The 19,108-nt window shown below is 41.4% G+C and carries 16 protein-coding genes, 1 tRNA gene and 2 pseudogenes; 9 read left to right on the plus strand and 10 right to left on the minus strand.

Annotated elements, in window-relative coordinates; all coding sequences use genetic code 11:
• A partial coding sequence (locus AABK37_RS33815) for an S-layer homology domain-containing protein (protein ID WP_432555847.1) occupies positions 1–1,178 on the plus strand: 1,178 nt, incomplete at its 5' end.
• A gap of 245 nt (positions 1,179–1,423) precedes the next feature.
• Here the strand turns inward: AABK37_RS33815 and AABK37_RS33820 are convergent.
• The 3 genes from AABK37_RS33820 to AABK37_RS33830 all read right to left on the minus strand — a co-directional run bounded on the left by AABK37_RS33820 (position 1,424) and on the right by AABK37_RS33830 (position 4,329).
• Positions 1,424–1,864 (minus strand): CAAD domain-containing protein, encoded by a 441-nt coding sequence (locus tag AABK37_RS33820; protein WP_432555848.1) that lies wholly within the window; start codon positions 1,862–1,864, stop codon positions 1,424–1,426.
• 753 nt (positions 1,865–2,617) lie between these two features.
• On the minus strand, positions 2,618–3,070 hold the full coding sequence (locus tag AABK37_RS33825) for a pentapeptide repeat-containing protein (RefSeq protein ID WP_432555849.1): 453 nt from the start codon (positions 3,068–3,070) through the stop codon (positions 2,618–2,620).
• A 380-nt stretch (positions 3,071–3,450) separates the two neighbouring features.
• Positions 3,451–4,329, minus strand: coding sequence for an alpha/beta fold hydrolase (locus AABK37_RS33830; RefSeq protein WP_432555850.1), 879 nt, complete (start codon positions 4,327–4,329; stop codon positions 3,451–3,453).
• Positions 4,330–4,532: 203 nt separating this feature from the next.
• Between AABK37_RS33830 and AABK37_RS33835 the strand changes: the two genes are divergently transcribed.
• Both AABK37_RS33835 and AABK37_RS33840 read left to right on the plus strand, forming a co-directional pair.
• The gene (locus tag AABK37_RS33835) at positions 4,533–5,348 is read left to right on the plus strand and encodes a DUF1206 domain-containing protein (RefSeq protein WP_432555851.1); all 816 of its coding nucleotides are present in this window, start codon (positions 4,533–4,535) and stop codon (positions 5,346–5,348) included.
• 285 nt (positions 5,349–5,633) lie between these two features.
• Positions 5,634–6,785 carry a glycoside hydrolase family 10 protein gene (locus tag AABK37_RS33840; RefSeq protein ID WP_432555852.1) on the plus strand — a complete coding sequence of 384 codons (1,152 nt, stop codon included), beginning with the start codon at positions 5,634–5,636 and terminating at the stop codon, positions 6,783–6,785.
• A gap of 216 nt (positions 6,786–7,001) precedes the next feature.
• Here the strand turns inward: AABK37_RS33840 and AABK37_RS33845 are convergent, their stop codons facing one another.
• Positions 7,002–7,400, minus strand: coding sequence for an LptA/OstA family protein (locus tag AABK37_RS33845; protein ID WP_432555853.1), 399 nt, complete (start codon positions 7,398–7,400; stop codon positions 7,002–7,004).
• Positions 7,401–7,591: 191 nt separating this feature from the next.
• Between AABK37_RS33845 and AABK37_RS33850 the strand changes: the two genes are divergently transcribed.
• From AABK37_RS33850 to AABK37_RS33865, 4 genes and pseudogenes are all read left to right on the plus strand, one after another.
• On the plus strand, positions 7,592–8,026 hold the full coding sequence (locus AABK37_RS33850; protein ID WP_432555854.1) for a DUF2358 domain-containing protein: 435 nt from the start codon (positions 7,592–7,594) through the stop codon (positions 8,024–8,026).
• A 136-nt stretch (positions 8,027–8,162) separates the two neighbouring features.
• Positions 8,163–8,378, plus strand: coding sequence for a hypothetical protein (locus tag AABK37_RS33855; RefSeq protein ID WP_432555859.1), 216 nt, complete (start codon positions 8,163–8,165; stop codon positions 8,376–8,378).
• A gap of 126 nt (positions 8,379–8,504) precedes the next feature.
• Positions 8,505–8,804: pseudogene (locus tag AABK37_RS33860) on the plus strand (type II toxin-antitoxin system HigB family toxin).
• Entirely contained in the window at positions 8,767–9,192 is a 426-nt protein-coding gene (locus tag AABK37_RS33865) for a helix-turn-helix domain-containing protein (RefSeq protein WP_432555855.1), read from the plus strand. The pseudogene AABK37_RS33860 and the gene AABK37_RS33865 overlap by 38 nt, the downstream one beginning before the upstream one ends.
• 190 nt (positions 9,193–9,382) lie before the next feature.
• Here AABK37_RS33865 and uvrA read toward each other — a convergent pair whose 3' ends face one another.
• Entirely contained in the window at positions 9,383–12,274 is a 2,892-nt protein-coding gene (uvrA, locus tag AABK37_RS33870; RefSeq protein ID WP_432555856.1) for an excinuclease ABC subunit UvrA, read from the minus strand.
• Positions 12,275–12,484: 210 nt separating this feature from the next.
• Between uvrA and AABK37_RS33875 the strand changes: the two genes are divergently transcribed.
• A complete protein-coding gene (locus tag AABK37_RS33875; protein WP_432555860.1) occupies positions 12,485–13,234 on the plus strand; it encodes a Uma2 family endonuclease in 750 nt (249 codons plus the stop codon).
• Between the two features lie 59 nt (positions 13,235–13,293).
• Here AABK37_RS33875 and AABK37_RS33880 read toward each other — a convergent pair.
• The 5 genes and pseudogenes from AABK37_RS33880 to AABK37_RS33900 all read right to left on the minus strand — a co-directional run.
• A tRNA-Met gene (locus AABK37_RS33880) sits at positions 13,294–13,367 on the minus strand.
• A gap of 222 nt (positions 13,368–13,589) precedes the next feature.
• Positions 13,590–15,869: a peptidoglycan DD-metalloendopeptidase family protein gene (locus AABK37_RS33885; RefSeq protein ID WP_432555857.1), complete on the minus strand. Its 2,280-nt coding sequence runs from the start codon at positions 15,867–15,869 to the stop codon at positions 13,590–13,592.
• Between the two features lie 906 nt (positions 15,870–16,775).
• Complete coding sequence (locus AABK37_RS33890) at positions 16,776–17,237, minus strand: tRNA (cytidine(34)-2'-O)-methyltransferase (RefSeq protein ID WP_432555861.1); 462 nt, start codon at positions 17,235–17,237, stop codon at positions 16,776–16,778.
• A gap of 262 nt (positions 17,238–17,499) precedes the next feature.
• Complete coding sequence (gene gshA, locus AABK37_RS33895; RefSeq protein WP_432555858.1) at positions 17,500–18,639, minus strand: glutamate--cysteine ligase; 1,140 nt, start codon at positions 18,637–18,639, stop codon at positions 17,500–17,502.
• A gap of 158 nt (positions 18,640–18,797) precedes the next feature.
• Positions 18,798–18,926 (minus strand): annotated as a pseudogene (locus AABK37_RS33900) (histone deacetylase); the annotation flags it as partial.
• Between the two features lie 65 nt (positions 18,927–18,991).
• Between AABK37_RS33900 and AABK37_RS33905 the strand changes: the two are divergent.
• Positions 18,992–19,108 (plus strand): MerR family DNA-binding transcriptional regulator (locus AABK37_RS33905; protein WP_432555862.1); only part of this gene is annotated, 117 nt, incomplete at its 3' end.

The raw sequence follows: 19,108 nt of genomic DNA on the forward strand, positions 1-19,108 counted from the left end.
CCCTTGTCCCCCCCTCTCCTTGTCTCCCCCCCTCCCCCACTCCCCACTCCCTAATCTCTGATTTTTATTTATATGAGTGGTGTAAAGGTGTCATCTATGGCTTAATTTGTTTAGATACAAATTTTACCTTTACCAAGGTAATTACGATGACAAATACACCTCCCGATCCTCGGTCATCTCAAAGAAATGCCCTTGGCTTTGATGAATTTATTGCTATTCTGGTTGCCTTTGCGACTATTGGAGCGGTTTTATTTTGGGCATTTTCCCGCAGAGATTCTGGCTGGAACTTCAACGTTTTACCGTCACCCTCCCCGACAGCTTCTGTCGCGGTTCCTCCAGCGACTCAGATACAACCGAATGCAAACTCGAATTTAAATACTGTGCCGTCGGCTCCACCTGCTACTGTAGATCAACCTACTTTAGTAAATCCATCTCCATCTCCAGGAGCGATTCCGACGCTAATTTTGCCATTTCCGGTTGCTCCAGCGGCACCACCACAAGTGCAATTGTCACCTTCTCCTAACATTCAAGAACCATTTCGCGTGGTGACTCCCTCTGAGCAAAAGTCTACCATTCCGCCGCCAATTGCATTTAACGATGTGCCTAATGACTTCTGGGCAAGTCGGTTTATTAATGTTCTTTCTTCTCGTAGGATTATTAAGGGTTTTCCGGATTATTCTTTTAGACCAAATCAGCCTGTAACTCGTGCGGAATTTGCGGCGATACTAGAACAAGCCTTCAATAATAAGCTTGCCACTCAGGCGATCGCTTTTAACGATATCCCATCAAATTACTGGGCAAATCCAGCAATTAAGCAAGCTATCAACACCGGATTTCTCAAAGGCTACCCTGACAATACTTTCAAACCAAACCAAAGAATTCCGCGAGTGCAAGTTTTAGTTGCCCTTGCCAGCGGATTAAATTTGAAAGAACCTACTGCGGTTGATAAGACTTTAAGCGTCTTCAAAGATGCCAAAGAGATTCCTAACTACGCCATTGGCAAGACAGCGACTGCTACAGCAAATAATCTTGTGGTAAACTATCCAGATCCAAACACTTTTGCTCCCAACAGAGAAGCTACCCGTGCTGAGGTAGCAGCGATGGTTCATCAAGCTTTAGTGCGAACCGGAAGGCTACAACCAATTCAATCGGAAAATATTGTGCGATCGCCACAATAAGTTTTGTAATGCCAGCGATCGGCTAAACGATAAAATATGTTCTCTTTAGTCTGCGATAAGAGAAGGATAAAGTATATAAAAATTTATACATTATCCTTCATCCTTTATTCGGTAAAACATGTCAAAAATTGAACGTATTGTAGAGACGTTCCATTGGAACGTCTCTACGATTCATGAGCCAGCGCTGTAGACGGGTTTCCCGTCGCAGGCGACTGGCGTCTTCACGGTTATGCAATGCCCAATTTTTAATCGTCTTTACCGACAACTTGTGATTTGAGCGTGGTGATTTCACTAGTTAACTCTTCACGAGTTGAGGCTTTGAGTAAATAGCGATAAACAAACCAGGCAGAGTATCCAATACCAATCAACTCAAAGGTAGGTGCTACTAAAGGAATATCATTCAAAGCATCCAATACTGCCAAGAGTACCTTGACACCTACAATCGCTCCCAAAATTAAACCAATGCTAACTAAGGGCTGTTTATACTCATTGAAGAAGTTTCCCAGGTATTCGGGCAGTGTCGCCAAAAATCGCGAAACTTGCTCTCCGTATTGTCGCAATTGATCCTGAGTTTCCACCGGAGGCTGGATTTTGGTTATGGTTCCTGTTTGATTGTTGATATCTGTCATAGTTGCTTCTGGGGACTTGGTTTCCTTGTATTCCGGTTCTTGCATTTGGGCTTCCATAATTTTTACAGTTGAGTGACTCTCATCCGGACAGTTACAACCAATCAGCACGACTGATTATAGAGTAGAAAAAAGTTTCGGTTTGCTATCACCATAATTGCGTCTTTCTACTACTTCATCGACTACAAGGTAGAAACCCTGTAGGAGGATATAAGTTAGAAAGCAGCTTTGCGCTTCAAAGTGAGGATTCATTCGTTGGTTTCACTCTTCTCCAACTCGAATTTATTTGAAGGCAGTTATCCAACCGAAGTGTAAGTTCAGAGCGATCGCCCTCAATTCAGTACAAATCATGCCAAAATCAGTCTACCTCTTACTTATACAAGTCTAAACGCCGATTTTACACGATTTTAAAGCCAGTCGTCGCTGCGATCGTCAATTAACTCATTAGTATTAAGATTCAGGCGTTAGAAAAATTTTTATATATTAACATAATCTTGACTTATATACGATTATGTAGTAAGCGCTTCAGCGCTTTCAAAACCTGAGTCTATTCGACTCAATCAAGAATAAACATTAGGACTTAGGCAAAAAACCTTGTCAGTTCCTTAATTTACGAGTGCGATAATTCATGAATTATCGCTACAGAAGATGTGAACATATCCCTGATACATTTAAGGCAGCAATCACAGCAAAAAAACAGGCGGCTTTCAGGATAATGCTTGCAAACAGCAAGTAGAGACGTTCCAGCGGAACGTCTCTACCCCTAAAAACCGCCAGCCAGTATTTTATTTTGAAATGCCAGCCAAATTCAACTTAGCGCCAATCGGGAATCTGTGCATCTTCGCCCCCGATACCGATGCCTGTATAAAATATGTCAGCATCAGCGATATTCAGATCGTTCATTGATGCCTGATACACATTAGAATCATGGATTGTCGCTTTAGTCAAATTTGCCGCATTCAGATTAGCTTGCTTAAAATTGACATTGGTAAGATAAGCCGAACTTAAGTTAGCACCACCCAAATTGGCATTAGTTAAATCAGCACCTTCAAGATTTGCACCTTTGAGGTTGGCACCTTCAAGATTTGCTTCTCTCAAGTCAGCACCAATTAAATGAGCACCACTGAGGTTGGCTCCTGATAGATTGCACTTAACACATTCCCCAGTTGTCAGTAGTTTTTGTAAATCCTGCGGATTTTTAGCGTTAACTACATTCGCAAAAAATAGGGGACTAGCCAAGATTAAAGCTGCTAATACCTTTTTCATAATTCTTCCTCTTTGCAACATCAGTTGCATCCGTTCTGTTCCTCACGATTTCTATTATCTCACTAAATTCCTTAAGGATACAGATTGACTACATAATTAATTTATGATATAAGTCTGCTTTTGTAATGATACAGAAATGCTATAGATTCAATAGATAAAATTTTGATAAATACTGTTGTTTTTTCAGTTCCGGATGATTAGCTAACCTCAGTAAATTTATTTTGTTAAATATTTTTAAGATTATAAATTATTCGACATAATTTATCGGAAAATATTTATAAGTATTTATTCCTAAGTAAATCGCTAGTTTATTGACTTAGTTTCTGGTATCAATAAATTTAGGTAGAGAGAAGAGAATTCTCTTCTACCAAAAGAAATCATCAGTTGATTTGTTCTTTAATATACAAAAACTCTCGCATATATTGGTTAACTAACTCAGGCTGCTCTTGCTGCACCCAATGACTACAATCAGGAATATATTTGATTTGAAAGTCTCTCACATAAGCTTCTGTTCCATAAGTTAGTTCCTTACCCAGCGCGGTATCTTTTTCTCCCCAAATCATTAAAGTTGGCACTTTTAAAATACCCCAATTTGGTTCTGTTAATCTTTGCTGAAAAACGTTGCGGTAATAGTTTAACATTGCTGTTAAAGCACCGCGTTTGGCTGCGGCGTTTTTATAAGCGTCAATATCGGCTTTGGTGATAGCAGTTTTATTAATTGCCATACCTTTAAAAGCAGTTTCAACTAGTTGATAATCTCCGCTTTTAATTAATAATTCCGGTATTAAAGGCAATTGGAAAAAGAAGACGTAAGAACTACGTAGCAACTGTTGAGGAGTGCGAAAACCTTGGGCAAATTTTGCGGGGTGAGGCAGATTGAGTATTATTAATTGCTCTACCATTGCCGGATAATCGTAAGCAAAATTCCAGGCGATCGCACCTCCCCAATCATGTCCGACTAAAACACACTTTTCATATCCCAATCCTTGAATTACTCCCTTAATATCTTTGACAAATTCATCCATCACATAAGCTGATTGCTCTTTTGGTTTGTCGCTATCATTGTAGCCGCGCAAATCAAGAGCAACGACTTTATAATATGCAGCAAATTCGGGTATTTGATGCCGCCAAGAATACCAAAATTCTGGAAATCCATGCAACATTAACATTAAGGGACCTTCCCCCTGAGTGACGTAGTGTAGTTTAATTCCGTTAGTCGTGATGTATTCGTGCTGCCAAGAATCTTTGATTACAGACATAATTAATTGAGGTGAAATAAAATATTGGCTGGTCAAGTACAGATGTTTGAATGATAGTTTTGTATTGTGTGTTATCACCTCTATTTAAAGACAGTATTCTTAAAGGAAGATTTTAGTATTAGCATTAAAAAATTCACCCAAAGATAGATGCAAATCATAGGTAGAACTTGGTACAAACATAAACACAATTCTCCCCAACTACCATGACACAACAGCTGACACACCATACTTCAATGTGGGTCGAGCGACTGGCGCGATTTGGCTATGCATCAAAAGGAGTAGTTTACGGTACTGTTGGGCTACTAGCAGCGCAGACAGCTTTTGGCACTGGTGGTAGAACAACTGATACTCAAGGCGCTCTTCAGACAATTGTCAATCAGCCATTCGGTAAATTTTTGCTTTTCTTAGTTGCGATCGGCTTGATTGGTTTTGTAATTTGGCGTTTTGTACAGGCAATTAAAGACCCAGAAAACAAAGGCAGTGATGCCAAAGGTTTGGCACAGCGAATTGGTTACGCAGCTAATGGTTTGATTTATGCTTCTTTAGCTTTAACCGCTGTAAAAATCATCCTCGGTTCTGGCGGTGGTGGTAATAGTAATTCCACCGAAGATTGGACAGGGCGTTTACTTTCTCAACCCTTTGGTCAATGGTTAGTTGGAACTGCGGGGGCATTTGTAATCGGTTTAGGTTTTTATCAGTTTTATATAGCTTTTAGCGGCAAATTTCGTAAAGAACTTAATTTAACTGAGTTAAGCAATAAAGAACGCCAGTGGGTGATGGCAATTTGCAGATTTGGTTTAGCGGCACGGGGTATAGTATTCTGCATTATTGGCTGGTTTTTAATTAGTGCCGCAAGGCAGTCTGACGCTAGTGCGGCAGGAGGTTTAGATCAGGCGTTACAGACGCTAGCGCAACAACCATACGGACCCTGGCTTTTGGGTATTGTGGCGTTGGGCTTGGTAGCTTATGGTATTTATATGGTGATACAGGCGCGGTATCGTCAAATAGTCACGCCTTAATCGATTTTGGATTGTGAAATTTGGCGTTGCTCAATTGAAATATGAAACTGAAAAATCAAGTCTCTTAAACTCTTAGGACTTACGCACTTCCTTCGTTGTCACCATTGAATTTCTGTAGGGGCAATTCATGAATTGCCCCTACAATACTCTGCGTGAGACAAATTCATATCTTGATTCAGCAACGCCGGAAATTTTTATGCGAAAAAAGTTAAAAAATTTAAATGTTGTTAGCTTGAAGTGAAATGGTATAAATAGTGCGGCGCTGAGAATTTTGGTGTTTTATAAATGACAATAATTGAAACGCGGGGCGTTTGGCTTACTACTACTGGTAGTAAGGTTTTCAAGTCAAGGGAACGTATTGCTGAAGCGATGGATTTCCTCGCCCAGACGGGATTTAATGTAGTATTTCCCGTGGTTTGGACTAAGGCGCTAACGCTGTATCCTAGTAAAGTAATGCAGCAAACTTTTGGTGTGGAAATTGACCTGCTTTTTGTTGGTCGCGATCCTTTAGCAGAAGCGATCGCAGAAGCACGTCGGGTGGGGCTAAAAGTCATTCCTTGGTTTGAATACGGCTTTGCCAGTTCCTACAATTTGAATGGGGGAATGCTGTTGGAGAAAAAACCAGAATGGGCTGCACGCGATCGCGATGGCAATTTAGTCAATAAAAACGGCTTTGAGTGGCTGAATTCCCTTGACCCCCAAGTGCAAAATTTTATGTTGAACTTGGTTTTGGAAGTTGTCAAGAATTATGATGTTGATGGTATTCAAGGAGACGATCGCCTGCCAGCTTTGCCTTCTGAAGGAGGTTACGACCAATTAACTGTGCAACGCTATCACCAGCAATTTGGGAAAAATCCGCCACGAAACCCTCAGGATAAGCAATGGTTGCAATGGCGAGCAAATATTCTCACCGACTTTTTAGCGCGTCTTTATCAAAAAGTCAAAGCGGTAAATCCCAACCTTTTAGTATCAATGGCTCCAAATATTCATGATTGGGCATTGAAGGAATATTTGCAAGACTCTCCCAAATGGCTGGAACAGAAAATAGTAGATACAATCCACCCGCAGGTTTATCGCCGTGATTTCCTAAGTTACAAATCTATTATCGATCAATTGGTAAAAAAGCAATTTGCAGTGATGTCACCGAGGTTAGCACCGGGAATTTTAATCAAGCTGGGAAACTACTCGATAAGTCCAGAATATCTGATGCAGGCAATCGAGTACAATCGCGATCGCGGTATTTCTGGAGAGGTATTCTTTTTTTACGAAGGTTTGCGAGACAATAACAACGCCCTCGCTAAGGTATTGCAAAATAATGCTTATGCTCAAAATGCCTCATTTCCCACTTTGTCCGATTTGAATAAAACTACTATAGCTAACAGCAAGCCATCTTCAAATTGGCTGGGTTTGCTGAAGTTTTGGAGAAATATTTCGTAGTCAGGGCTTCAGCCCTGGTAACAATAATAGGACTTATGCACAGGTAACGGAAAAACCAACCACGTTCGGCTTTGCCGTCTCCGAAGGAGAAGACGCGTTCGCCCTTGGCGTCTCGAAGAGAAGGACACGAAGGAATAAGAGTTGCAGAGGGTTTTTGCGTAAGTCCTAAATAATAATTATTTAGGGCTGAAGCCATAACTACCAAATATGTGCCGGTTACTTGAAATTTGATGCTATCACTTTATCGGCAGTCAAGTTAAATTTGTCTTGGTACTTAAACACATACGTTACTGTATCAGTTTCCTGAATTTTTCCGTTTTGAAGGATTTTTACATTCCCAGTCAAAACAACTTTACGTTCTTTAGGGAATACTTCAGCTTTATCTGCTGTGGCATTAATCTTCGCTGCTTTGAAATCGAACTTAACATTACCTTGCCAAATATACACATCCGCAACTGGCTGAGTTGATTGGTTGATAGGTGTCGTCGCTGACGGCTGTGTGTTTAGCTGTTGAGCGCCAACACTGTTTATGATTAGAGAAAGTGAAGTTACAGTGGTTAAACTTGCCGGCAGTAAGAAAGACAAAACAACACGCCGAATAGATAGGGAAGTCATAATTAAATCTCGCTCGAAAACGCTATTTTTTTCGTTTGTCTGCTGTGAATTTATCACATATCGGTAATTATATAAATGGAACTTTAGTTATATATAAAATATTTTTAGGATTAGCTATCTTATCATTAGATTTTCAAAGTTAATTTTTATCATTTTTGTAGGTTATCTGAGCAAATTTAGAGGGCGATCGCATGAAAGATCAATATAAAATGCAAGAAATAATCAAAACTCTCAAACGCGATTTACCAACACTTTTTCAGCAGGATATTTCCTACGATATCTATAGCCAGGATATCTATTTTCGCGACCCGGTAAATAAATTTAAAGGCAAAATCAACTATCGCATCATCTTTTGGACTTTGCGATTTCACGCTAAATTATTTTTTACGCAGATTAATTTCGACCTGCATGACGTGCATCAAGAAGCTGAAGATACGATTTTAGCAAAGTGGACGGTTCGCGGTATTTTGCGTGTTCCTTGGAAAGCGCGTATACTTTTTAATGGCTACTCTACTTACAAACTGAACTCAGATAATCTCATATATGAGCATATCGACACCTGGGATCGCAAGCCTAGTGAAATTTTGAGCCAGTTTTTCCGCAAGGGAGAAAGCGGTAAACCTTAGATTTTCATCTAATTAGTTAACTTTTGCGTACTTTCAGGTTTTTGGCAAATTATATATCTTAAGATTGTCTTTAGATTCTGGTGAGCAATGTTATGCTTATACCAGAGAACAAGCTCTAGCAGTGGGGATATATCCGATGAACTCTTCGACATTACGTCAGATTTGGCTTGTGATTGAGGAAACCCAGACCAATATTCTTTTGGGATTCAATGATGCGGAACTAATTCAGCAGTTACTAAGGCAGCTGGAAAACAAGAAATTACTCACCAGTGAAGAAACCAGCGCCATAAGTGCTTATATTAGTTCTAGAGTTCCGTTAATTCGTGATTTAGCTTTAGCACGCACGGCATAGGATGATTTGCTGTGTTGAGTTAAAAGGCGATCGCGCAGGTTGCGTTCATCTTCTGGTCTTGAAGATGTGATAGGGTGCTGACAAAAGCTTGATGATAAATCTGCGAAACTTTTAGATTATAACTTAATGCACATCATCAGTCGTAAAAAGTTACGAAAAGTGTGCAAAGAACACGCTGATTGTTGTGAAGCACTGGATGACTGGTACGGAATTGCCAGTAAAGCAAACTGGAGAAATTTGCTAGAAGTTTAAACAGTTTATCCTCAAGTGGAAGCAGTTAGCAACTTTACAATTTTTAATATTAAAGTCAATAAATATCGTTTAATCGTTAGTATTAATTATGAGAAGCAGGTCATATACATTAAATATGTCTTGACTCATGCGGAATATGACAAAGACAACTGGAAAAATGACCCTTACTATTAACCCAGAAATTTATAGTCAATTACTATCTAAATATCAGCCTAGGATTATTAAGACAGAAGCGGAAAACGATAAATTATTAGAGGTTGTTGAAGAACTACTATCTCGTCCCAATATCACTCCTGAAGAAGATACTTTGTTGGAATTATTTGTCAAACTAATTGAGGATTTTGAAGATAAGCATTATCAACTTAATACTTCTACACCACATTCAAGACTTCTTCATTTGATGGAAGCTAGAGGTTTGTCATCAGCTGATTTAGGAGAAGTTTTTGGTTCGAGTGAGATTGTTGCTAAGGTTATTAATAGTGAATTAGAAATCACTTTAGAACAAGCCAAGGCTTTGGGAGAGTTTTTTCACGTTGATGCGAGTTTGTTTATTTTAGATTAAAAGTTGTAGGCTGATGTTACAGTGGCGATCGCTTTTCCTCACAAACATATAGAAACCCTTGTTTTGCTCTAAACATAGCCAAGATTTTTCATCGCTTCGGCAAGATGAGGATTGCGATCTCTAGGTCGTTCAGGAGAACTTCCAACTCCTGGTCATTCATTCAGTTCTCCTTGCAAATACCCATTAGCCTCTATATATTTTTCATAGTAGTTGCTCGTGCTGGATACTGTTGCAAAACTTGTTGCAAATATTGCCCAGTATAAGACTTCGGATTCTTCGCTACTTCCTCCGGTGTCCCCGCTGCAATAATTTCTCCTCCTTTATCACCACCTTCGGGACCCAAATCTATCAACCAATCAGAACAACGAATCACATCTAAATTGTGTTCAATTACTAAAATGGAATTTCCTTTATCTACCAAACGTTGCAACACATCTAACAATTTGTGAACATCGTAAAAAGATAAACCTGTAGTCGGTTCATCGATTAAATAAAGCGTCTTTCCTGTAGCGCGACGTGATAATTCAGTGGCTAATTTCACTCGCTGCGCTTCTCCACCAGATAAAGTTGTTGCAGGTTGTCCAAGTTGAATGTAACCCAATCCCACATCAACCAAAGTTTGCAACCGGGTAAAAGCTTTGGGAATATTTTGGAAAAAGTCTAAACTTTCCTCAACAGTCATATTGAGAACATCAGAAATAGACTTATCTTTGTACTTTACTTGCAAAGTTTCCCGATTGTATCTTGCACCTTTACAAACTTCGCATTGCACGTAAACATCAGGCAAAAAGTTCATTTCAATGACATTTACACCCTGTCCGCTGCAAGCTTCACAACGTCCACCTTTAACGTTGAAAGAAAATTGTCCGGGTTTGTAACCTCTCGCTTTTGCTTCTACTGTTTGCGAAAATACTTCACGAATGACATCAAAAACGCCTGTATAAGTTGCAGGGTTAGAACGCGGTGTGCGTCCAATCGGCGATTGGTCAATTACAATCGCTTTATCAACAGCATTTAATCCCTTAATTCCTTCTAAGTGTTTGGGTAAAGGAACTTTCTTTGTCAGTTGATGCTGTAATGCCGGGTAAAGTAATTCATTAATTAAAGTAGATTTTCCCGAACCGGAAACACCAGTAACAGCGACGAGTTTACCTAGAGGAATTTCGACATCGATATTTTTTAAGTTGTTGCGATGGGCATTTTGAATTATCAAACTTCGCCCATTTCCTTCGCGTCTTTCTGCTGGAGTTTGAATTACTCGCCGTCCCGATAAATACGCACCCGTTAAGGATTTTTCTGCCGTTAATAACGCTTGTAAATCACCTTGAGCAATTATATATCCGCCATGAATTCCTGCACCAGGACCAATATCAACAATGTGGTTAGCTGCACGAATTGTTTCTTCATCATGCTCAACTACAATTAACGTATTACCCAAATCGCGTAATTTAGTTAAAGTTCGCAGCAAGCGTCCGTTATCTCTTTGATGCAAACCGATACTTGGTTCATCTAAAACGTAGAGAACTCCTGTTAAACCAGAACCAATTTGAGTTGCTAAACGAATTCGTTGCGCTTCTCCACCCGAAAGCGTCATTGCTGGACGGTCAAGGGTGAGATAATCTAATCCGACATCGAGCAAAAATTGCAATCTGGATTTAATTTCTCGCAGTACTAAATCAGCGATTTGCAATTGGCGATCGCTCAATTTTAATTCATCAACTTTCTGGCGACAATCGCGAATTGATACACCACTTAAATCTAATATTCGATACTGTCCCAACCGCACCGCTAAAGCTTCCGGTTTTAACCTTTTCCCCCCGCAAACTTCACACGGTTGATCTACTAAATACTGCTCTAATTTCTGCTTAATTAATTCCGAACCACCCTCATACTGTCGCTGTAAAATTGGAATTGCCCCTTTGTAACTGTGCTTATTTTGTTCTGCGCTTTCTTCTCCATACAAAATAACTTGACGCTGTTCATCTGTTAACTGATACCAGTTATTTTGAAGTTCAAAATCATAAGCTTGCCCAACTTTATATAATAACTCCAAATAATAAGAATTATCTTTCTCTGACCAAGGTGCGATCGCTGCATATACAGGTGCTTCTGGATCAGGTACTACCAAATCAGGCGAAAATCTTCTTAAACTTCCTAATCCATGACAGTGAGGACAAGCACCATAAGGTGAGTTAAACGAAAACAATCGCGGTGATAATTCCTCCATTACTGCCCCATGTTCCGGACAAGCAAAATTTTCCGAAAAGACTAATTCTTGTTCGCTTGTCTGTTCGCTGTCAGAAGATGGAGTAACGATTATGTTAGCAATACCACTTGATTGTTTTAAGCACGTAGAAAGAGAATCTACCAAACGCTCTTGAATACCGTCTTTTTTCACAAGGCGGTCAATTACAACTTCAATTGTGTGGGTAAAATTCTTATCTAAGTCAATCGAATCAGATAGTTCTCGCACTTCCCCATCAACGCGGACGCGGACAAAACCTTGAGAGGCAAGACTTGATAAAAGCTTTTTATGCGTGCCTTTTTTACCACGGACAACCGGCGCGAGGATTTGGAAGCGTGTACGGTCTGGTAGATCCATAATTCGGTCAACCATCTCGTCGATAGTTTGCGGTGCAATACAGCGATCGCATATCGGACAATGCGGTTCACCAGCACGTCCAAACAACAAACGCAAGTAATCGTAAATTTCTGTTACAGTTCCAACCGTGGAGCGCGGGTTATGAGAAGTTGATTTTTGGTCGATGGAAATCGCCGGACTCAAACCTTCAATCGCTTCGACATCCGGTTTATCTAATTGTCCCAAAAATTGCCGTGCGTAGGCGCTGAGAGATTCGACGTAGCGGCGCTGTCCTTCGGCGAAAATGGTATCAAATGCCAAGGAAGATTTACCAGAACCCGAAACGCCGGTAAAGACAATCAAGCGATCGCGTGGCAATTCTAAATCAATATTTTTCAGATTATGCTGCCTCGCACCCCGAATCCGAATCGTATTCTGGCTGTTGGGGTTGGGGTGAGGAAGATGACCATTTAGTAATGATGCTAGCTTTTGGTCTGACATATCGGCAGGCTGAATAAATAGAGGCAGCGCGTTAAGTCCTTAATAATACTACCTTTACTATTGTCTTAGTAGAACAGTCGTACTGCTGTCTTATTGGATATCATGTCTCTTGATAAGCGGATTTATGGCGATCGCTATCTAGTTATAATAAGTTGCAATGCCAGATTGTTACCCCCCGACACCAAAACAATCGCAAAAAGTAGTTTTACCATGCAAACCTTTGCAGCCACTCATGAAATTACTTGGGAAAAGTTACCAGATGATTTTGTTTTAGACGACGAGCCAGTGGACAATATTAATCAGCCACTTCTAGCTGCCGCTTTAACAGAAAGCTTGGAACTTGCCGGAAAACTGCCCGCAAATGCCTTAACCACAACTAACTACGGCATTTGTGCCACCTTGAATCATAAAATAGTTGTCAAAGCACCGGATTGGGGCTACGTGCCATCGATTCGAGTGTCGCGAGAAGAAGTTAAGCGTAGCTATACTCCCCAACTCCAAGGCGATATTCCCGCGATCGTAATGGAATTTCTCTCGGATACCGAAGGTGGAGAATATTCTAGCAAACCAACTTATCCGCCTGGTAAATGGTTTTATTACGAGCAAGTTTTAAAAGTTCCTAACTATACGATTTTTGAGCCAGAAGCAGGAACGTTAGAAGTTTATCAGCTAGATAACTCTGGGCATTATCAACTGCAACCGCCAAATGAGAATAATCGTTACTGGATTGCTCAAATAAATCTGTTTTTGGGCATCTGGCAAGGAAGCCGAGAAAACCGTACAGGCTATTGGTTGCGTTGGTGGGATGAAGACGGAGAATTATTACTGTGGGGTTTGGAGTTAGCAGCAAAACAACGGCAAGAGAAAGACGCGGCTCAACAACAAGCAGAACAACAACGCCAGCGTGCAGAAAGATTAGCAGAACAATTAAGAGCGCTGGGAGTAGAACCGGAAATTTAACACAGGAAAAACAGTACAGACGTTCGGTGCGGAACGTCTCTACTATGATATTTTTTGAATGGCTCAGGTGTGACTCGAACACACGACCTCAGGCTTATGAGTCCCACGCTCTAACCAACTGAGCTACTGAGCCATACTTTCTCAATGCCTTTCTAAATATAGCAGAAAAATTTTGTCATGGCTAGCATTTAACTCAAATATTTTTGCAAAATCAAGGCAAAGAGAAATTTTAGGTAATTAGAGATGAGGGAGTAGGAAATAAAATGTTCACCACTCCCGGCTCATTACTCTCTAGTAGCGATAATGAAAAGCGTTCATAGAGAGTTACCTTCTTAACCAAAAAGACAGCCAGGAACTACAGGCGAGCGGGTAACAAGGCTATTGGATTAACAGCACCCTTGCCTGATGGATGAATTTCAAAGTGGCTGTGTGGACCAGTACTAAAGCCTGTGCTGCCCATTAAAGCAATTGTGTCGCCTTGGTGGACTTGTTGACCTGCCTGCACTAGAATTTTGCTGTTGTGACCGTAGCGAGTCATGCTGCCGTCGTTATGGCGGATATCGACAACATTGCCGTAGCCACCCCTATTCCAGCCAGCTTTTTCGATTACACCGTCAGCCGATGCGTATATTGGTGTGCCTGTACCATTAGCAACGTCAATACCTTTGTGCGGACGTCCCCAACGCATCCCAAAGCCAGAGGTTAAGACACCCTTGGCGGGCCAAATATAAGCAGTAGTCATTGTAGACGGAGCGGGCATGGTCGGGTCAATCGCTCTGGGTAAGTATCTATCGACTGCTGCTGTTAAAGGCGGTAAATCTGGAGAAACTGTTCTTCCGCGCATTGCCCCAAGAGATGCAGAAGCATCAACACCAGCAGGAGGTGTAGCAATTCTCACACTTGGTCTGTTGCCGCTAGGATTCGACTGACGTGATGTTTGATTAATAAAAACGAAATCTGGATTAACTGAGTCGTTGTTCGAGCCAGTCGCACGGAATTGAGGCTGAGGTTGAGCTACATAGTTAGGTGCCATCGGTTTAGGAACGGGGATGGGCACCGCAACATTATTCACTCTAGTAACGGGATTTGACACCGGGAAATTATCTGGTCGAGAAACAGGAATCTGCACCGCAGCTTCGTTGCTTGGGGATTCTGTAGGAACGACTACGTTACCAGTTTCTTGAGCGCGGTATTTCGCCCGCAATCTCTCAATTTCGTCTTGTAAGCTACGCAGGCGCGGATTATTATTTTTTGCCCGTGTTACCTCTGGCGGCTTTTTCGCCAGTTGCATTTGATTCAAGCTTTGTGGGATTGGGCTGTCACCACCGATGCCATAAGCGGGGGCTGTGGTGAGGTCTGTTGTGGGCTTAATCGCAGTTGCTTGAATCTGGTTGTCAGAAATTACTGCTGTCGGGATGGTAACACTGCTGTTGTTAGCCGTGGCTGATGGCTGTGAAGGCTCAGAAGGAGTTAAGCCAGCATTAAGCGGGAATGATGGCGTAACAATCTCAGGGGCACTGCCAGACTGCACGGGAGTGACTGGTGCGATTGGCTTGATGGCAGTACTGGGGTTTTCGGCAGCCGGAACTGTGAGTTTTTGATTGATTCGCAGTTCGTTAGGATTGTTGAGATTATTATTCTTGATTATTTCTGAGACAGAAGTACCGCGATCGCTTGCTATCGCTGCTAATGTATCTCCAGGCTTAACTTCGTAAGTAAGTCCAGATGGCGTCGTCTGGCGTGCGTTTGTCGCACCTGTACTTGCTGGTACTTGTACGACCGGCGCATTCCCTACCTTTGCCTGCTTTAACCTCGTGACCAGGCTTGCTTGGCTGGCATCTTTAGCATTTTTCGATGGCTGTAGTGCAGTGTTATTTGCGTTCAACTGCGGTGTTTTTTCCACCGCAATCGTTGGTGCTACCGAGTTTGTTGCTTGTGATAATTTGGTCTCATGTGACCGCAACTCCCCAAGACTTCTTCTTAAACGGTTCGATTTTTCTTGTAAGCGATTGATTGCAAAGTCTTGCTGTGCCTTCAGTTGAGAATTGACTTCACTGTTTGAGGCGGAGGATGCCGAAACTACTGTTTGTGGTTGGGCATTCAACGATATGCTGTCAGCACCAGCAATTGCAGTGCGATCGCTTTGCTTGTCAGCATAACCCAAGGGTCTGCTTTCTTTCTGTGCGACTTGTGGCTGCAAGACCGGCTGTTGAATTGTGGTAGTTGTTCTCGCTACCACAGGTGCAGCAAGTTCCAATTTAGCTTGAAGCCCAGGCACTTGTGAAATTGCTGTTGGTTGCACGATCCGAGGACTTTCCGGCACGCTTGCTGATGAAACGGCTTGATATTCCAGTTTTGGCGTGGGTGCAAATTTCACCTCGGTGTTAGGAGCAGCAGAAATCGTTGAGGCTGTGTTTTGATTGCCTACAGGAGCTGCTCCTTGGGCTTGGTCGCCTTGCCGAGTCACCAGGAGGCTGGTAGCTCCCATTGAAATTGCCAAACCAATCATGGCGGCTTTTGTCCGTACTTGACGATTAACTACTGGATTAACCACGTTTAGCTGTTTCACTGGGGCATCATCACTGGGGGGATTTTCAAGCACAGCCTTCACTTTCTCCTTTAATGCTCGTTTCAAAGACGACCTCCTATGATCTACTAGCGCTTAACTGACCTCGATCTTTAATTCGGATACTAGTCAATGATCTAGATCACATTGAATCACAGATCAAGATCACACTCACCAGAGATACTTACGCAAGATTATCTTGCTTCTCTGATTTCGACAAGTTCATTACGCGAAGCAGCAAAATTTCAAGTTGCTGTGCTTACTTGTCCGTTCGACTCCTCTACACCTGGGAATATATGCTTTTAGATCGTTGAATGAGTGTCTATCTTGCTTAAAATCGCGCTTTATCATAAGTAAAAATTCGCGCTCGTTCGCCAGATTATGAACTCAGACTTCAAACAAAAGCGATGCCACCTACTGTAGATATCTTCTAGATTTCTGCACCCAATCCGCCTTCTCAACACGAGACTTTACGTTGATTCTTCCCTAAAATACAACCGTATAAACTCGCACGCCGTTTTTTGCTGTTCAAATATCACTTTTTTAGCAAAAATAGCTCAAATGCATTAGAAGACAAGCTTCCACCGCTTTTGTTCCCAAAAGCATATAACTTCAAGTTCATGAAAAACTATCATTCAGGTCGGACACCCACTCCAACTTTATATACAAATTTCTTATATAAGCCTACCCAAATTCGTAAGTATTTTTCAATATAATTTGTTCACAAATATTTTAAAAGTATACTAGTTAACATTCTTCTTTAAGAAAAACAAGAATTTTCCTTAAAAAAATGATTTTCTTGGCAATCTATATAAGTTAGGACTTACGCAAAAATAATTGTGCAGGCACATTATATAGTAGCGGTAATTCATGAATTACCGCTACTTAAGTGTATCTCAAATAAGACTTATGATACTAATTTAAGTATGTTCGCGGCAACCTAGGTAAACATACTTTATCCTTTTTTGGTCGCGCTTACTGTAAATAGCCTAACTGACGACGGGCTTCAAACAGACTCACGGCAACACTTACTGAAAGATTCAAGCTGCGAACATTCTTCTCGAACATAGGAATATGCACAGTAGCATCGCAAGTAGACAAAACTGTTGACGGTAAGCCAGTAGTTTCACTGCCAAATAACAGCCAGTCCGAAGCTTGAAACTGAAAGTTTGCATAATTAAAACTACCACAAACGCTAAAGCCCAAGCATCTACCACCACGCTGCTGATGTACAACTTGAAACGCTTCTAGAGATTCGTGACAGTGTAGCTTTACATAGGGCCAGTAATCTAAACCTGCCCTTTTTAAATAGCGATCGCTAATTTCAAAGCCCAATGGTCCAACCAAATGTAATTCAGTACCCGTAGCTGCACAAGTACGGGCAATATTACCTGTGTTCGGAGGAATTTGCGGATTAACTAAAACTACCTGAGGCATTTGCGAGCGGATAAATGTATACAAACAAACTATGTATTCCAACTGCCATCTCTACGTATAGATCCTCTCTATATATAACTTTTATTAATATTTATCCAGGAATACCAATGATTAGATATTTAAAACAAACTTAGAATCCTCCCAGAGGAATATCTGGGAGTCTTTTTTGCTTTTATGAAGAAATATTAAATTTTCTGTAAATCAGCTGATTTTTTTCTTTTCAAAGCAATTAATCACTTACTTCCACACAGAAGGTGCAGTCTTAAGTCACTAAAGAGGAACACAATTTGTTTTCTAGTTCAATTTCTCGTTCTCGCGTGGCACGAATAGCCTGGGTCATGACGCAAGTCGTATCAAAACCTACAGAATGCAGTTGCAGCCACTGTTGAGCCTCATTGCCTTCGCGGAGTATTTTTTGTAAGGGCGAAAGGAAACAGCCAAAGCCATGACGTTTGGCGATCGCGGAAACTTCATTACTTAATTCGGCAATCCAATCTCTGGCTAGAATGCTTCTGCCATCAAGCCAATGTATTAGTTGAGCATCGAGGCTAAGAGACGCTGCTGCTGCTTCGTTGCTTGCTGTGAGGGTTATTAGTTCTACGTCGGAGAAGTTGCTTTGGGTAAGCGGATCGAGATGCGGATTTTCTATTATTTGTAATAAACGCGCTTCTAGCAACGCGGTAATTGCTAGTAAAGCGATCGGATCTGTTACTAAGTCGCAAATTCGCAGTTCTAAGCGATTTAAATCGTAAGGACGGCGATCGCCATTTGGTCGTACCGATACCCACAAATGACGAACATTTTGCATTGTACCAGCAGCCAGTTGATTTTCCACCCATTCGATATGATGGGCGTGGCTGGCAAATAACGGCACTTTTTCAGGTGTTTGCGGGAATAAGCCCCAACGGGTGGAGTGATACCCGGTTGCTTTGCCATCGATAAAGGGAGATGAAGCACTCAAAGCTAAATACAAAGGCGCTTCTAAGCGGATAATTCGACATGCCCGCATTAATAATTCCGGGTCGCTGATGCCGACATTGATGTGAACGCTAGCGGTGACGACTTTGGTACCGTAGGTTTGCTCAATGTAATCGTGATATGGATTGTTGGGGTCTGAACGATAAAAGCGATCGCTTCCACTCAAAGATAAAGTGCTTCCGGGAATCAGCGTGTAATTGCCCAATTGTTTGAGGTAATTACGCAGTTGCAGCCTCGGACGCAACAAAGCGCACAATAGCTGCTCATAATTGTCAGATGGTGCGGTTATATATTCCACATTGCGGCTATCTGGCTCCCGCACAAATCCATCTAAAGATGCCACAATTTTGTCGGAGAGTCCGACGATTTCTCCTTGAGGCGTGCCTGTGTACATCTCAATCTCAAAGCCTTTTGATAGCACCACTTTACTTCTCCTCGCCTCTTATAGCTTATAAATTGTATCTAATAATACGATTTTTTACTCAGACGTGATAGTTAATTAACTATTAAGAATCTTCTAAAAATAAATCAAAAACATCTGGGGATCGGTAGACATGTAAATCTTTATATTTCCTCCTTTTGTTAGAGGCGATACTGCTGATAAATTTGACTCGAAGAGCGCGATGTACTCTTGGAGTGACGCCACACAAGCGACTTCATATCATCAGCGTACCCGCCACCGATAACGCAGGCGACGGGATAACCAGCAGAGTTCAACTAAATAGTTAAAAACCTTGCTAAACTTATCTACAGTTCCTTGATGTGATGAGCTATATGTGGAAAGTTGCAGGTTTGGAGATTTAATAGGTGTTTCAGCTTCTACTTTACGTCGTTGGGAATCTGAAGGTAAATTGATTCCTGAACGTACTTTAGGGAATCAAAGAATTTATACC

Origin of the sequence: Tolypothrix sp. VBCCA 56010 (assembly GCF_050875635.1) — a bacterium.
Classification (GTDB): Bacteria; Cyanobacteriota; Cyanobacteriia; order Cyanobacteriales; family Nostocaceae; genus Hassallia.

Bases quoted from the DNA above. Each gene is read 5' to 3' on its own strand.
- AABK37_RS33820 (WP_432555848.1), bottom strand. From the start codon at position 1,864: ATGGAAGCCCAAATGCAAGAACCGGAATACAAGGAAACCAAGTCCCCA.
- AABK37_RS33825 (WP_432555849.1), bottom strand. From the start codon at position 3,070: ATGAAAAAGGTATTAGCAGCTTTAATCTTGGCTAGTCCCCTATTTTTT.
- AABK37_RS33830 (WP_432555850.1), bottom strand. From the start codon at position 4,329: ATGTCTGTAATCAAAGATTCTTGGCAGCACGAATACATCACGACTAAC.
- AABK37_RS33835 (WP_432555851.1), top strand. From the start codon at position 4,533: ATGACACAACAGCTGACACACCATACTTCAATGTGGGTCGAGCGACTG.
- AABK37_RS33840 (WP_432555852.1), top strand. From the start codon at position 5,634: ATGACAATAATTGAAACGCGGGGCGTTTGGCTTACTACTACTGGTAGT.
- AABK37_RS33845 (WP_432555853.1), bottom strand. From the start codon at position 7,400: ATGACTTCCCTATCTATTCGGCGTGTTGTTTTGTCTTTCTTACTGCCG.
- AABK37_RS33850 (WP_432555854.1), top strand. From the start codon at position 7,592: ATGAAAGATCAATATAAAATGCAAGAAATAATCAAAACTCTCAAACGC.
- AABK37_RS33855 (WP_432555859.1), top strand. From the start codon at position 8,163: ATGAACTCTTCGACATTACGTCAGATTTGGCTTGTGATTGAGGAAACC.
- AABK37_RS33865 (WP_432555855.1), top strand. From the start codon at position 8,767: ATGACAAAGACAACTGGAAAAATGACCCTTACTATTAACCCAGAAATT.
- uvrA (WP_432555856.1), bottom strand. From the start codon at position 12,274: ATGTCAGACCAAAAGCTAGCATCATTACTAAATGGTCATCTTCCTCAC.
- AABK37_RS33875 (WP_432555860.1), top strand. From the start codon at position 12,485: ATGCAAACCTTTGCAGCCACTCATGAAATTACTTGGGAAAAGTTACCA.
- AABK37_RS33890 (WP_432555861.1), bottom strand. From the start codon at position 17,237: ATGCCTCAGGTAGTTTTAGTTAATCCGCAAATTCCTCCGAACACAGGT.